The sequence below is a fragment of the Bacillus sp. FJAT-25509 genome, assembly GCF_001420605.1.
GTDB lineage: Bacteria > Bacillota > Bacilli > Bacillales > Bacillaceae_G > Gottfriedia.
On sequence record NZ_LJIZ01000032.1, the window covers coordinates 172,634 to 187,409 of the forward strand.

The window sequence follows — 14,776 nt, forward strand, 5'->3', positions numbered from 1 at the left end:
GGACATAATGATGATCGAAAATATTAAAATGCCTCAATTAGGTGAAAGTGTAACAGAAGGTACAATTAGTACTTGGTTAGTAAAAGTAGGGGATCACGTAAATAAATACGATCCACTTGCTGAAGTTATGACAGATAAAGTTAATGCTGAAGTACCATCTTCATTTTCTGGTGTAATTAAAGAATTAATCGCAAATGAAGGGGAAACTTTAGCTGTTGGTGAAATCATTTGTACGATTGAAGTTGAAGGAGCTTCTGGTGAAGTAGCTGCTACAACAATCGAAGAAACTAAACCAGCTGAAAAAGCTGCACCTGTAGCACCAGCACAAATTCCTGTAGCTGCTGCACCGGTTCAAACTATTGATAAAACTGATGAGTCTGGTAAAGTACGTTTTTCTCCAGCTGTACTTCGTTTAGCACAAGAAAATAATCTTGATCTTTCATTAATTCCTGGTACAGGAAATAATGGTCGAGTTACTCGAAAAGACGTTTTAAATGCAATCGCAAATGGTGTACCTCAAGCGGCACCAGCACCTGTTGCAGTTGAAACTCCTGCTCAACCAGTTGTAGCACAAACTGCTCCTGCTGCCCAAGTAGCTAAAGCACCTGCTGCAGCACCAGCACCTGTTATTCCTACAGCAGTTGGTGATATTGAAATTCCAGTTACAGGCGTACGTAAAGCAATTGCTTCAAATATGTTACGTAGTAAACATGAAGCTCCACACGCTTGGATGATGATCGAAGTAGATGTTACAAACTTAGTAAATTACAGAAACAGTCTTAAAGATTCTTTCAAGAAAAAAGAAGGTTTCTCTTTAACATTCTTCGCATTCTTTGTTAAAGCTGTAGCGCAAGCACTTAAAGAATACCCAATGATTAATTCAATGTGGGCTGGAGACAAAATCATCCAAAAGAAAGATATTAACTTATCGATCGCTGTTGCAACAGACGATGCATTATTTGTTCCAGTAATTAAAAATGCTGATGAGAAAACAATCAAAGGTATTGCACGTGAAATTACAGAATTAGCTACAAAAGTTCGTACTGGTAAATTAAAATCAGACGAAATGCAAGGTGGCACATTCACAGTAAATAACACTGGATCATTTGGTAGTGTTCAAAGCGCGGGTATCATTAACTACCCACAAGCTGCAATTTTACAAATTGAAAGCATCGTAAAACGTCCAGCTGTAGTAAACGGTATGATTGGCGTTCGTGATATGGTTAACCTGTGCTTATCACTTGATCACCGTGTACTTGACGGATTCATTTGTGGTAAATTCTTAGGAAGAGTAAAAGAAATCCTAGAAAATACAACAAAAGAAAATACGAACGTATATTAATTCTTAAACGAAAGAGGTTGTCTTAAGGTGGCAACCTCTTTTTTTTATGTTTAAAAATAGATTTGTTGCTGAGGTAGTGAAAATAGACATATAAAATCACGCATAATGAAAAACGCCACCGAGATACCCCTCAACCATGCAAAGGTAATAAAAAAAGGATATATTTGTTTCCTCTTTCCTGAATTTATAAAATGCCCTTTTGTAATGACCTGTGATAAAATTAAATAATTATAAAATTCTGTATTTTATTAAAAAAGGGGTGGGCATTATGCTAGTTGAACAAAACGGCTATTACATATCAACTAATAAAGAATTATTAAACAGAGAAGTTATTTATCATTTTTTAGACAAAGATTCATATTGGGCAAATGAAATTCCTTATGAGTACATTGAGCGATTTATCAAAGGATCTTTCTGTTTTGGTGTTTACAAGGGGAGTCCAGGAGAAAATGAACCAACACAAGTAGGCTTCGCTAGAGTAGTTTCAGATGGCGTCACATTTGCCTATTTAGCAGACGTATTTATTCTCCCAGAATATCGTAAACAAGGCTTATCAAAATGGCTAATGGAACAAATCATGAGTTATGACAAACTCTCAACTGTACGAACATTCATGCTTGGTACAAGAGATGCTCACAACTTATACCGCAAATTCGGCTTCGAAGTGATTGATAATAGTAAAAACCGATTCATGGCTATATTAAAAGACAATCTTTATCGTGATACGAAAAACAATAGGGAATAGGATGTCATTCCTCTTCTCTATAGCCCTTATGTCTCCATGCAATACCATTTCCTAAAATAACTTTAGCATTGGCTATATTAGAAGCTTTCCCCCCTTTCCTAAGTCTTTTACGCAACCTCCAGTTCACTTTTAGGTCCCTGAACTAAAACCTTTACAAACTGTAACATTTGTAAGATAATTTACAAATATGTGACATCTTAGAGAAATAGGGGGGGATAAGATGTTTAAAAATTTATCTGCCGTACATCCTGTTGCTTGGAATATCGTTATAGGAACTTTATTCGTTAGGTTTGCTAGCACAGTAAGTATGCCGTTTTTAGCTATTTATTTAACTTCAGTTAAACATATCTCACCTGCAATGGTTGGGCTCATGTTAACAGTTTCATCTTTTTTAGGGGTACTTTTCAGTTTTATTGGAGGAACTCTTTCTGATCGTATTGGAAGAAAAACTATTTTATTATCGAGTATTTTCTTATGGTCTATTACATTAGTTGGTTTTGGACTAGGAAATTCTTTCGTCTGGTTTTTCGTGCTGAACTCGATCTTAAATATTTGTTCATCATTTTTCGAACCTTCTTCAAGAGCATTACTTTCTGATTTAACCGACGAAAAATCAAAACTGTTAGTCTTTAATTTGCGCTATGCTGCGATTAATGTTGGAGTTGCAGTAGGTCCTTTAGTTGGTTTATATCTAGGAAGCTCTAAAAGTACATTGCCATTTGTATTATCTGGAATTGTGTACTTTTTTTATGGTTTAACATTATTATTTATGTTATCAAAATATAAAATTGGAGAAGGAAAGTCTGCTTCAACAACTAACAAAGTTACGATGAAGGCGTCGTTTTCAATTTTACGTAAGGATATCATCTTTGCTTTAACAATTCTAACAATCTGTTTTTATGGGCTTGGTTATTCACAAAGCTTTTCAACAATGTCTCAATATTTCGCGAATGCACCACAGTTTCATAATGGAGTTAAACTGTATGCGTATTTAACAACAATCAATGCAGTAACTGTAGTAATACTTCAATTCCCAATTGTAAGTAGAATGAAGAATTTTTCACCTACTGTATCTATGATGATTGGAAATGTGATTGTTAGTTTAGCGGTTGCTGGATTTGGGTTATTTACTAACTTTTTCTTATTAGCAATCGTAATGATTGTGTTAACTGTAGGAGAAATATTTGCATTTACATTTACAGATGTATTTGTCGATCAGCTTGCTCCTGAAGAATTAAAGGGTACTTATTTTGGGGCAATGGGATTCTCAAAGCTTGGCTTCGTTTTCGGGCCAGCGCTTGGTGGAAGTTTATTAGCTTACTTCGGATATGAAAATGGCGGCCGTGGTTTTGTTATTATTAGCGCAATCGCTTTTATAAGTTTTCCAATGATGTATTTTGTAAATCGACTTTTTCAAAAAAGAAATGCAGTCAAGGTTGAATCGGATACAAAATTAACGGTTAATTCTTAAAAGAACGCAAATAAGCGTTCTTTTTTTGTTAGAATAAATATTTTTTCCATTCATTTCCAGTAACTAATTGTGATACATTTAAAGTAAGAATAAAAATAGCGAGGATGGGGAGTTATTTTGAATAAATATGGTAGGCTTTCTTTAATGATGGTTGGTATCAGTATAGTTATAGCTCTTTTTATCCATGATCACACTCAACAACTAGGCATATTCCTTTTATGCTTTTTAATCTTATCAATAACAGGGGTAATTTTTGCATTCCTCTCAAAAAAACTTACAAATATTATTCTTGGCGTCGTCTTAAATGTTGTCACATTTATTTTTTTCTTCTTATTAGTATTTTCGTTCGGTATTGGTGAAGCTTAATTATTAGAGTTTTTTCATTAGATACTAAAAAAGTATGCTTTCGTTCATTTCCTCATATATTTGTATAAACAAACGATATGGAGGGAGAGATATGGACGAACTTCTTTTTGATCAGTTTAAGTTATTAAGTTGGGACTGTATAATATTAGAAGGTGCTAGTGAGCAAGAAGAAGAACTAATGAAAAATGTATTATCCACGTTACATTCAGTCGGATTAAAAAATAAGATTGATGCAAAAGTTTTATTTATTGCAGGAAATGTGGAAAAGATTGATCAGTTTGTCATAAAAAATCCATTCGTAACCGTAATAAGAGTTGTTGAAGAATTAAATGAAGATTACCAATACGCCATATCTACTTTAGCTCATTTGCCGAATGTAATCGTAGAGTTAGTGAATGATTAATTAATGCGTTAAAAAGATTCATTTGAAATAATAAAACTAACAGGTTCAAAAGCTTGAATTAATAGCCGCTTAATTGGTAAGATGAAAAAAAGAGCATGTAAGGAGTAGATGAAATGAATATGAATTTTAATTTTTTTATGAATGATGTTGTCCATACTGCACGTCAAGAAATCGTAGCGGCTGGTTATGCAGAGTTAAAAACACCTGAGGACGTCGAGCAAGCACTAGAAAAGAAAGGCACTACACTTGTAATGGTAAACTCAGTATGTGGTTGTGCTGGTGGTATTGCGCGTCCTGCAGCAGCACATTCAGTGCACTATGATGCAAGACCAGACCAATTAGTAACTGTGTTTGCAGGGCAAGATAAAGAAGCTACTGCGAGAGCACGTGAATATTTTACAGGTAAAGCACCATCTTCTCCATCGTTTGCACTTTTAAAAGATGGTGAGCTTGTTGCGATGGTTGAGCGACATGAAATCGAAGGCCATGATCCAATGCAAGTTATTCAAAAACTTCAAAATTACTTCGATCAATTTTGTGAAGAAATTTAAATAAAAAAGTACAAAAATTTATGGGGGAAATTCCATAAATTTTTGTACTTTTTTTGTGCATAATAATATTATTATGTAAACTGAAATGAAATGAACCGTTCTAATTAATGGATAGTTTGTAAATAAAATAAAAAATAAAAAAGAAAGATAATGCAGCTAAGGAGCATGTAAAAATTAATAGCATTAATGCATCCTTATATGCTGTTTCGTCATATTTTACTCGAAAAGCGAAAGATTCTAGTTTATGTTTTTTGGATTTTCTATATTGGTTTAAATCGATAATATTTGATTGATCCACAACACACCTCTCCTTTGTAGTACTAATATATTATTTAAATTTTAAAATATTCTAAAAAATTAGTAAAGTTGTTTTACAAACAAATAAATAGCAAATTATGCCATAATTAATAGAGATAAAATATACTAATATGCTTGAAAGGTAAGTGGGAATTTGTGAAATATACTTTATGCTTTATCAAACGAAATGATGAACTATTAATGTTAAATCGTATAAATGCTCCTACAATGGGAATTTGGAATGGTGTTGGTGGAAAAATAGAAAATGGGGAAACAATCGAAAGATCAGTGCAAAGAGAGATTGCAGAAGAAACTGGAATACATATTGAGTTGAAAGATATTACTTATAAAGGGAAAGTGACCTGGCATGAAGAAGATGTGGATTTCGGAGGTATGTATGTATTTCTGGCCGAGGTTTCTAATAACCTAAAATATGATACGCCTTTAAAAACAGATGAAGGAATTTTAGATTGGAAAAAAATAGATTGGGTAATAGATGAAAAAAATCAAGGAGTAGGAGAGTGTATTCCATATTTTCTTCCTATACTATTAAAAAACGAGCGGAATCATCATTATTCCTTTTATTATAAGGAGAATAAGGTTGTTAATGTAGTAATAGAAGAGGAAGTTTTAGTATAATAAAATAATTTATAAATGAATAATGTAATCATTTTTATGAAAATACCATTTCCATAATGGTATTTTTTTTATGAATAAGCATGAAAACGCTTAAATTTGGGGGAATTTATGTTTTTGGTAATTTAAAATGTAGTAATATGCGAGATTTGTCGAAAACTTTTTGAAAGGTTTGAAAAGTTTGATAACAACTCTGTCATTCACCTAGATGAATAAATATATAAATGTAGTGAATATTAATGAAAAAATTTTTTAAATAATATCCTTGTAAAATTAGGCTGTATCTAATTTTTTTGTCGAAAACCTGAAAAATATAGTTGCATATTTATTAGTATGTGTTAAAATTCATTTTGTGGAATAATTATTCATTCGAAAAAAATGGTTGTTTAATAGAATACTAAAAAGATAATATAAATAATAAGTTTGAATTTTTAAAAAATTAGGGGGAAGCATTAATGAAAAAATTAGTCGGAGTTTTAGCTGCATCAGCATTATCAATTGGAATGTTATCTGCTTGTAACAAGTCAGATGATAAAACCTTAATCTTAGGAACAAGTGCGGATTATAAGCCTTATGAATTTATTGACACAAAAGATGATAAAATAGTCGGGTTTGATGTTGATTTAGCTAAAGCGCTTGGTAAAAAAACTGGTTACACTATTAAAGTAAAAGACATTGATTTTAATTCATTAATTACTGCGATGAATGCAGATAAAGTAGATTTTATTATGGCAGGTATGAAAAAGACACCTGAGCGTGCGAAAAATGCAGATTTCACTCAACCATATTTCACTGATCAAAATGAAATAGTTGTAAATAAAGATTCAAACATTAAAAGTGTTAAAGATTTAAAAGGAAAAACAGTCGGTGTACAAGCTGGTTCAATTCAAGAAACAAAAGCAATTGATGTTTCTAAAAAAGTTGGATTTAAAGTTGAAAACCGTAACCGAATCCCTGAGATGGTAGAAGAATTAAAAGCTGGAAGATTTGATGCTGTTGTTATCGAACAATCTGTAGCAAGTGGCTATTTAAATAAATTACCTGAAATGCAAGGTGAATTAATGCAAGAATTCTTTGAAACATCTGGATCAGCAGTAGCTCTTCCAAAAGGTAGTAAATTAACACCTAAATTTGATAAAGCACTAAAAGAATTAAAAGAAGATGGAACTATTGATAAATTAGTTAAAAAATGGTTCGGAGAATTGAAGTAATACGTAAGTTTTTAATAGATTAAAAGATAAAGCTATAGGGTATGGCAGAAGATATAAAAAATGATAAGTTTTGTTGTAATCAGGGGAGGAATTATTGATGGAGAGAGATTGGAGTCACTTATTAGAAAAAATGCCTTTACGTCTTGCGCCAAGCATGGCAAAGGATCATCCTAACTTACCGGTTGTAAAGGAAGAAGGCTGTTACTACTATGGTGTAGATGGTAAGGAGTACTTAGACTTTACATCTGGAATTGCTACTACAAATGTTGGACATCGTCATCCAAAAGTAGTACAGGCAATTAAAGATGGTGCTGACTCTTTAGCTCATGGTCCGTCGGGTGTTATTATTTACGAATCGATTTTAAAGCTAGCAGATGAGTTGGCTGAAATTCTTCCTGGTAACTTAGATACTTTCTTTTTTGGTAATAGTGGAACTGAAGCAATTGAAGGTGCTATTAAGCTAGCTAAACATGCTACTAAACGTCCATATATTGTTTCATTTATTGGTTGTTTCCATGGCCGTTCTATGGGAGCATTAAGCGTTACGACATCAAAAAGTAAGTATCGAAAATTTTTACAACCAACAGGCTCTTATCAAATACCGTATGCAAATGTTTCAGAATGCCCTGAAGGTTATGATGAAGAACAATATGTAGTAGAACAATTAGAAAAAGATTTTAAACGTTTATTTAATCATCAAGTAACACCAGAAGAAGTAGCTGCAGTTATTGTAGAGCCAGTTCTAGGTGAAGGTGGATATATAGTACCACCTAAAGCATGGTTAAAGAAAATACGAGAAATCTGTGATAAAAATAATATTTTACTAATTTTTGATGAAGTTCAAACTGGATTTGGTCGTACAGGAGATTGGTTTGCTGCACATACTTTTGATGTAACGCCAGATATTATGGCAATTGCAAAAGGGATTGCAAATGGTATTCCTTTAAGTGCGACTGTAGCATCAAATGAACTAATGAAACAGTGGCCACTAGGTAGTCATGGAACAACATTTGGAGGAAATCCAATAGCTTGTTCAGCTGCACTGGCTGTTTTAGAAATTATTAAAGAAGAAAAGCTTTTAGAAAATACGAAAGAAGTTGGAGCTTACGCTGTAGAAAAACTGAATGCATTAAAAGAAAAGCATCCGGTAATTGGAAGCATTCGCTCAATTGGGTTAATGATCGGCATTGAAATCATTAATCCCGCTACAAAAGAACCAGACGGTGATGGATTATTTAAAATTCTTGATCTGGCTTTGGAAAAAGGTGTTTTATTCTATTTCTGTGGTAACAACAGTGAAGTCATTCGAATGATTCCACCATTAACAGTTACGAAGAATCAAATCGATGATGGGTTAGCAATCTTAGATGAAGCATTAACTGAATATGAGCAATCCATTGGATATGAATTATATGAAACAAAGGGCATTGGTTTCTAAACCAGTGCTCTTTATCTAAACAGACTTTGTCGAATAAACTTGGCAATTTAAAAGACAAATAGTAAAGGAGTACTACAATATGAACTTAGATTTTTCTCAAATTGTCCCTTCAATTCCATATATATTGGCCGGATTAAAATTAACACTTCTAGTAGTTGTTTGTTCAATTTTATTAGGTCTTGTTTTAGCAATATTACTTGCATTAATGAAAATTAGCCGTGCAAAATGGCTAGTTGTAATAGCAGATTTTTATACATCAATTTTTCGTGGAACACCGATGGTTTTGCAATTAATGATTATTTATTATGGTTTACCACAATTAATTGGTGTCGATATCGAAAAGTTTCCAGCAGCCGTATTGGCCTTTGGATTGAATTCAGGAGCTTATGTATCAGAGATCATCCGTGCAGGTATACTAGCAGTAGATAAAGGTCAACAAGAAGCTGCATCAGCTTTAGGGATCCCTTATCGTAAAATGATGTCAAAAATTATTTTACCTCAAGCATTTAAAAATATTTTACCAGCTTTGATGAATGAGTTTATTACGTTAACTAAGGAATCAGCAATGGTAACAGTAATTGGTGCATCTGATTTAATGAGAAGAGCTTTCTTAGTAGGTGGAGAGACTTACTCATTTATGGAGCCACTTATTTTTGTAGCTGCAATCTATTACATTATCATTATGATTTTATCACTTCTAGGTAAATCTGTTGAAAGGAGAATGCGTACAAATGATTAGAATTACTAATTTAAATAAAAGCTTTGGAAATGTTCATGTATTAAAAGGAATAACAACTATAATTGAGCAAGGATCTGTTGTTGCTGTAATTGGCCCATCTGGTTCTGGAAAGTCTACATTTTTACGTTGTATGAATTTATTAGAAACTCCTTCAAATGGTGAAATTTGGATGGATGATATTGAAATTACAAATCCTAAAAGTAATATAATGAAAATTCGTGAAGAAGTAGGTATGGTATTCCAGCATTTTCATTTGTTCCCACATATGACAGTTCTAGAAAATATTACGTATGCTCCGATTAATGTAAAAGGTATGAGTAAGGCTAAAGCAGAAGAAAATGCGAAGGCTCTACTTGAAAAAGTTGGTCTTCTTGAAAAAGCAAACGTATATCCTCCTAAACTTTCAGGTGGTCAAAAACAACGTGTAGCTATAGCAAGAGCACTTGCAATGGAACCTAAAGTAATGCTATTTGATGAACCAACATCAGCTTTAGATCCAGAGATGGTAAAAGAAGTACTTGAAGTAATGAAATCATTAGCTCATACTGGTATGACAATGGTCATCGTTACACATGAAATGGGTTTTGCAAAGGAAGTTGCAGATCGAATTCTATTCCTGGACGAAGGAAATCTAGTTGAAGATGCAACGCCAATCGAATTATTTACAAAACCTAAAACAAATCGTGCAAAGTTATTCTTAGAGAAGGTTTTATAAGACATTTAATCACTTATAATATGAAGAATCCCTACTTTTCAGTTGAAAAGAGGGATTTTTTTATTGACAAAAAATTCTTTGATTTGGTTTTAACTTGTCTAATTATGTTTTCAGTTTGTAAGTCAGCGGAAGTTTTTTGTATTTCAAGTTGATCTTGAGTTTTAATTCTACAAAAAATAATTTAAAAATTAGAACTTGTTAATTCTTGTCTATCGAAAACATTTATTAAAGTGTTTCTAAATGAAATACAATTATCTTAGTTTCTGAATATTCTTTCATTTATTTTTAGCAATAATATTTTCAAATTTTTCAAGAAATAAAAACTTGAAAGGGGAGTATGATGATGGAATTGGACCAAAACTCTAGTACGAGTATGAGTGAAAGCAAATACTCGGAAGTTGCAAAATCTCATGAGTTTAAACAGTTACTGAAAGCAAAAAGAAAGTTTATCCTACCAATGTCTTTATTCTTTTTTTGTTTTTACATTGCATTACCTTTAATGACTTCTTATTCTAAAGCACTGAATACAAAAGCAATTGGGGAGGTCACATGGGCGTGGATATTTGCATTCGCTCAATTTGTTATGACATGGGTACTATGTATGATGTACAGTAAGAAAGCTGCATCCTTTGACAAAATGGCAGATCGAGTATTGGAAAAGTTAAATAAAGGAGGGGAGGAAATTTGAATACGACGGCATTTACTTTATTTTTAATTATCGTACTTGGAACGCTAGTTATTACATATTTCGCTTCTAAAAAAACAAAAGACGCGAAAGATTTCTATACAGCCGGCGGTGGGTTAACTGGATGGCAAAATGGATTTGCAATTGCAGGAGACTATATGTCAGCGGCATCCTTTTTAGGAATTGCAGGTGCGATCGCTTTAACTGGATTTGATGGATTTTTTTATAGCATCGGATTTTTAGTTGCATATTTAGTTGTTTTATATTTAGTAGCTGAGCCTTTACGAAATCTTGGTAAATATACGTTAGCAGATATGATAGCAGCGCGATTTGATCAAAGAAAAGTAAGAGGGGTAGCCGCGTTAAACACAATGACAATTTCAATCTTTTATATGATTGCACAACTAGTTGGTGCTGGTGCACTGATTAAATTATTACTAGGAATTGATTATACGACTGCTGTTTTAATAGTAGGTATATTAATGACTGTTTATGTAATATTTGGAGGTATGAGGGCTACTAGTTGGGTTCAAATTGTAAAGGCAATACTTCTTATGCTTGGAACATTAGTTATTTCAATCATCGTATTTGCTAAATTTAATTTCAACATTAACGAAATGTTTAGCCAAATGAGAACTGCAACTCCACTAAAGGACTCATTTTTAAATCCAGGTGTAAAATACACAAATGGATTAGACACAATTTCACTTAATTTAGCACTTGTTCTTGGAACAGCTGGATTACCTCATATACTGGTCCGTTTCTTTACAGTCCGTGATGCGAAAACGGCACGAAAATCAGTCGTATATGCAACTTGGTTAATCGGAGCGTTTTATATTATGACGATTTTCCTTGGATTTGGGGCAGCTGCATTTGTTGGAAATTCTGAGATTATAAAAGCAAATCCAGCAGGAAATATGGCGGCGCCACTTTTAGCTGAAGTATTAGGTGGTAACTTTTTATTTGCTTTTGTTTCAGCTGTAGCATTTGCAACTATTCTTGCAGTAGTAGCAGGTCTTGTACTAACTGCTGCATCTGCTTTTGCACATGATTTTTACAATGAAATTTTAAAACAAGGTAAAGCAACTGAAAAAGAGCAAGTTTCAATGGCTAGATATGCCTCGATTGGTGTTGCTTTAATCTCAATCTTACTTGCAATATTTGCACAAACATTAAATGTTGCCTTTTTAGTATCTTTAGCATTTGCTGTTGCTGCAAGTGCGAACTTACCAGTCATACTCTTTACAATCTATTGGAAACGTTTTAATACGACGGGCGCAATTACTGGTATGTTAACGGGATTAATATCTGCCATCATACTAGTAGCAATAAGTCCAAATATTTGGAGTCCAATTGAAGGAAAAGCCATTTTTGTTGGAGATCCATTAATAAATTTAACGAATCCAGGGATTATATCGATTCCTTTAGGATTCATAGCTGCATATTTAGGTACAGTTCTTTCAAGTAAAAAAGAAAATGAAGCTAAATTTGATGAAATTCTTGTGAAGTCTAATACCGGCCATGGTGTATCTGGTATTTCTACGCATTAATCATAATTAGAAAAAAAGAAACTGAAGAAAATTCCTCAGTTTCTTTTTTATTTAGGAAACAAATTAATTTACTCATCACTTTGTTTTAATTTTAAAGGTTTTGTAGAGATAATTGTTTCAATGTTTTTACTGATTAATTTATTATTTTTACGATTTTCGATTCTTGCTTTTGCTATTTCAGCAAGTTCTCGTTCTTCTTCAGTTTCAAGAATGATAGTTGGAACTGGTACCGTTTTATTATCTTTCATTCCAACAAATGTTAAAAATGAAGTAGCTGCAACTCGGCGATTGCCTGTAATCAAGTTCTCTGCAATCGCTTTTACGAAAATGACCATAGATGATGTTCCTGTAACTACGACAAAGGATTCATAAGAGATACAATCCTCTTCTGTAACAGGATGTAAGAAGTCTACATGGTCAATCGAAGCAGTAACACATTTCAATCTTGAATGTTTAGAAGCAGTAATTGAAGCAGTCATATCCATGTCAGCAAGAATTTTTCCACCAAATAAAGTTTGGTGATTGTTTAAGTCAGTAGGGAAAACTCGAACAGTTAAAGCTGACCGTGACTCATGGCAATATTTTGAACTCATAAATTCACACCTTTTATTAGAATAATGATATTTTTACCAATCTATTTATTATTAAGCGTAAATATGAGATGAAATTTTCATTAGATATATTTGAGAATGTGCCCTATTATCGTAAAGATTGAACGTACGCTTTAATGGAGCTTAGGCAACGTTGTTTTTATCAATCTTGATCATATTTTTATCTTTTCTTAACTTTAACCTATTAAATGAATCAAATAGCTCATAAAGTAGAACATAAATAATAGGTGATATTATGTATAGAATTGGTTCAAGGATTGTTAAAACAGCGTTAGGGAGTGCGGTAGCAATTTTTATTGCACAATCGGTGGGAGTTCATTTTTACGCGTCTGCTGGAACATTAACAATATTATGTATACAAACAACCAAAAAGCGTTCATTAGATACAGCATTAAGAAGGTTCGCTGCATGCTTACTAATCATACTTTTTTGTATTTTTTTCTTTCATATTTTTGGCTATACACCTTTTGCAATTGGATTATTACTTTTATTTTTTATTCCAAGCTTAGTAAAACTTAAAATTCAAGAAGGAGTCATTTCTAGTACGGTGATCATGCTACATCTATATGGTCTTAAAAAAATTACAGTTCCGATCATAGTAGATGAAATAACTGTAATTGTAATAGGAATTGGTGTAGCTTTACTTTGCAATTTATATATGCCTAGTTTAGATGATCAAATAAAAAACTATAAAGTACAAATAGATTCTAAATTTTGTTTTATTTTTGAGAAGATTTCTATTTTTTTAAAAGAACCAGCTAATAAGTGTTTTTTAGAAGAATATGATGAAACAGTAAAATTGCTTCAAGAAGCGAAAAGAATTTCTAAATTAGAAATCGATAATCATTATTTTAAATCTTCGAATGATGAAGATTATGAATACTTTTTATTAAGAGAGAGGCAACTTGAAATTATTCACCGTATTATTGACACGGTTTGTGACATTAAAGTGAGTAACGAACAATCTCATATTTTATCCAAGTTTTTTAATGACTTAAGTTTTTCAATCAATCCAATTATAAGTGGCGTTATATGCTTACATCAGTTAGAAGAAATCTATCATATGTTTCGTGAAATGCCACTCCCACAAACATCTGATGATTTTGAAACAAGAGCAGCGGTTTTAACAATCATTAATGAAATGGAAAGTTTTTTGATTATGAAATCAAAGTTTAAGGGAAAATACGTTAAGTGAAATTAAAAAGGAGTTGCTTTATTTGCTTAAACTAGTTCTATCACTACTTTTAGTAATTGGTCCAGTATGGCCACTTGGCCAAAACCCGAGGGTAGGCGAACCATTTATTATCATTAACAAAGAAGTTAATAATTTAGCATATATAGAAGATGGTAAAGTCCTAAGGATCTATCGAATTGCTACCGGAAAAACAGCAGATTTAACTCCTGAAGGTATTTTTAATATTACTTATAAAGCCAAAAATCCATATTGGCGCAAAAAGAATATTCCAGGAGGCGATCCTAAAAATCCTCTAGGAACTAGATGGATTGGTTTTGACGCATTAGGTACAGATGGTTCGATTTATGGTATTCATGGAAATAATGACCCTTCAACAATTGGTAAATATATATCAAATGGTTGTGTAAGAATGTACACAAATGATGTGAATGAACTTTTTGATAAAATCCCATATGGAACGAAAGTATTAATCACAACATCAACAAATTCATTTGAACAACTAGCTCGTGAACAAGGTGCGATCAGATAATAAAGAGGATCCACCATCAAAATCTCAAGATCTTGATGATGAATCCTCATTTTACATATTCTTTTTTCTTTTATAACATAGCAGCGATACCTGCAAGTAAAGTAGTAGCAAGCATTGAAATTAACATAATCATAACGACTACTTTTTGTGTTTTTTTTCTCATGTGATTACCACCTTATATTAAAGAATTACTATTTATTAATCATTATAAGAATAATACAAGTGTTGTCCTATTTTAGCATAAGTATGATTATTTTTACAGTATTAGCAATATATCAACGAAAATCACACA

18 protein-coding genes are annotated in these 14,776 nt (G+C 32.5%); 15 read left to right on the forward strand and 3 right to left on the reverse strand.

Going from position 1 to position 14,776, the window contains the following annotated elements; translation table 11 throughout:
- Nucleotides 1-7: 7 nt before the first annotated feature.
- From AN960_RS19825 to AN960_RS19850, 6 genes are all read left to right on the forward strand, one after another.
- The gene (locus AN960_RS19825; RefSeq protein WP_056475226.1) at nt 8-1,342 is read left to right on the forward strand and encodes a dihydrolipoamide acetyltransferase family protein; all 1,335 of its coding nucleotides are present in this window, start codon (nt 8-10) and stop codon (nt 1,340-1,342) included.
- A gap of 268 nt (nt 1,343-1,610) precedes the next feature.
- The gene (locus AN960_RS19830) at nt 1,611-2,087 is read left to right on the forward strand and encodes a GNAT family N-acetyltransferase (protein ID WP_056475230.1); all 477 of its coding nucleotides are present in this window, start codon (nt 1,611-1,613) and stop codon (nt 2,085-2,087) included.
- 220 nt (nt 2,088-2,307) lie between these two features.
- Complete coding sequence (locus tag AN960_RS19835) at nt 2,308-3,558, forward strand: MDR family MFS transporter (protein WP_056475233.1); 1,251 nt, start codon at nt 2,308-2,310, stop codon at nt 3,556-3,558.
- Nucleotides 3,559-3,675: 117 nt separating this feature from the next.
- A complete protein-coding gene (locus tag AN960_RS19840) occupies nt 3,676-3,924 on the forward strand; it encodes a hypothetical protein (RefSeq protein WP_056475236.1) in 249 nt (82 codons plus the stop codon).
- Between the two features lie 91 nt (nt 3,925-4,015).
- Complete coding sequence (locus tag AN960_RS19845) at nt 4,016-4,327, forward strand: hypothetical protein (protein ID WP_056475239.1); 312 nt, start codon at nt 4,016-4,018, stop codon at nt 4,325-4,327.
- A gap of 113 nt (nt 4,328-4,440) precedes the next feature.
- Nucleotides 4,441-4,878, forward strand: coding sequence for a BrxA/BrxB family bacilliredoxin (locus AN960_RS19850; protein ID WP_056475242.1), 438 nt, complete (start codon nt 4,441-4,443; stop codon nt 4,876-4,878).
- 100 nt (nt 4,879-4,978) lie between these two features.
- Here the strand turns inward: AN960_RS19850 and AN960_RS19855 are convergent, their stop codons facing one another.
- A complete protein-coding gene (locus AN960_RS19855) occupies nt 4,979-5,176 on the reverse strand; it encodes a hypothetical protein (protein ID WP_056475245.1) in 198 nt (65 codons plus the stop codon).
- 155 nt (nt 5,177-5,331) lie between these two features.
- Here AN960_RS19855 and AN960_RS19860 point away from each other — a divergent pair, with 155 nt between their 5' ends.
- The 7 genes from AN960_RS19860 (at nt 5,332) to AN960_RS19890 (ending at nt 12,149) form a co-directional block, all read left to right on the forward strand.
- Nucleotides 5,332-5,814 (forward strand): NUDIX hydrolase, encoded by a 483-nt coding sequence (locus AN960_RS19860; RefSeq protein WP_156339730.1) that lies wholly within the window; start codon nt 5,332-5,334, stop codon nt 5,812-5,814.
- A 452-nt stretch (nt 5,815-6,266) separates the two neighbouring features.
- A complete protein-coding gene (locus AN960_RS19865) occupies nt 6,267-7,022 on the forward strand; it encodes a transporter substrate-binding domain-containing protein (RefSeq protein ID WP_056475248.1) in 756 nt (251 codons plus the stop codon).
- Nucleotides 7,023-7,119: 97 nt separating this feature from the next.
- A complete protein-coding gene (locus AN960_RS19870) occupies nt 7,120-8,460 on the forward strand; it encodes an aspartate aminotransferase family protein (RefSeq protein WP_082459605.1) in 1,341 nt (446 codons plus the stop codon).
- Nucleotides 8,461-8,539: 79 nt separating this feature from the next.
- The gene (locus tag AN960_RS19875) at nt 8,540-9,199 is read left to right on the forward strand and encodes an amino acid ABC transporter permease (RefSeq protein WP_056475253.1); all 660 of its coding nucleotides are present in this window, start codon (nt 8,540-8,542) and stop codon (nt 9,197-9,199) included.
- A complete protein-coding gene (locus AN960_RS19880) occupies nt 9,192-9,914 on the forward strand; it encodes an amino acid ABC transporter ATP-binding protein (protein WP_056475255.1) in 723 nt (240 codons plus the stop codon). Before AN960_RS19875 ends, AN960_RS19880 begins: the two co-directional genes overlap by 8 nt.
- A 343-nt stretch (nt 9,915-10,257) precedes the next feature.
- Nucleotides 10,258-10,602, forward strand: coding sequence for a DUF485 domain-containing protein (locus tag AN960_RS19885; protein ID WP_056475258.1), 345 nt, complete (start codon nt 10,258-10,260; stop codon nt 10,600-10,602).
- A complete protein-coding gene (locus AN960_RS19890) occupies nt 10,599-12,149 on the forward strand; it encodes a solute symporter family protein (protein ID WP_056475260.1) in 1,551 nt (516 codons plus the stop codon). Before AN960_RS19885 ends, AN960_RS19890 begins: the two co-directional genes overlap by 4 nt.
- Before the next feature lie 68 nt (nt 12,150-12,217).
- Here AN960_RS19890 and AN960_RS19895 read toward each other — a convergent pair whose 3' ends face one another.
- On the reverse strand, nt 12,218-12,742 hold the full coding sequence (locus tag AN960_RS19895; RefSeq protein WP_056475263.1) for an acyl-CoA thioesterase: 525 nt from the start codon (nt 12,740-12,742) through the stop codon (nt 12,218-12,220).
- A 253-nt stretch (nt 12,743-12,995) separates the two neighbouring features.
- Between AN960_RS19895 and AN960_RS19900 the strand changes: the two genes are divergently transcribed.
- On the forward strand, nt 12,996-13,955 hold the full coding sequence (locus AN960_RS19900) for an aromatic acid exporter family protein (protein WP_056475266.1): 960 nt from the start codon (nt 12,996-12,998) through the stop codon (nt 13,953-13,955).
- Between the two features lie 13 nt (nt 13,956-13,968).
- Nucleotides 13,969-14,484: a L,D-transpeptidase gene (locus AN960_RS19905; RefSeq protein ID WP_056475269.1), complete on the forward strand. Its 516-nt coding sequence runs from the start codon at nt 13,969-13,971 to the stop codon at nt 14,482-14,484.
- A 70-nt stretch (nt 14,485-14,554) separates the two neighbouring features.
- Here the strand turns inward: AN960_RS19905 and prli42 are convergent, their stop codons facing one another.
- Nucleotides 14,555-14,647, reverse strand: coding sequence for a stressosome-associated protein Prli42 (prli42, locus tag AN960_RS24615; RefSeq protein WP_156339731.1), 93 nt, complete (start codon nt 14,645-14,647; stop codon nt 14,555-14,557).
- Nucleotides 14,648-14,776 lie beyond the last annotated feature (129 nt).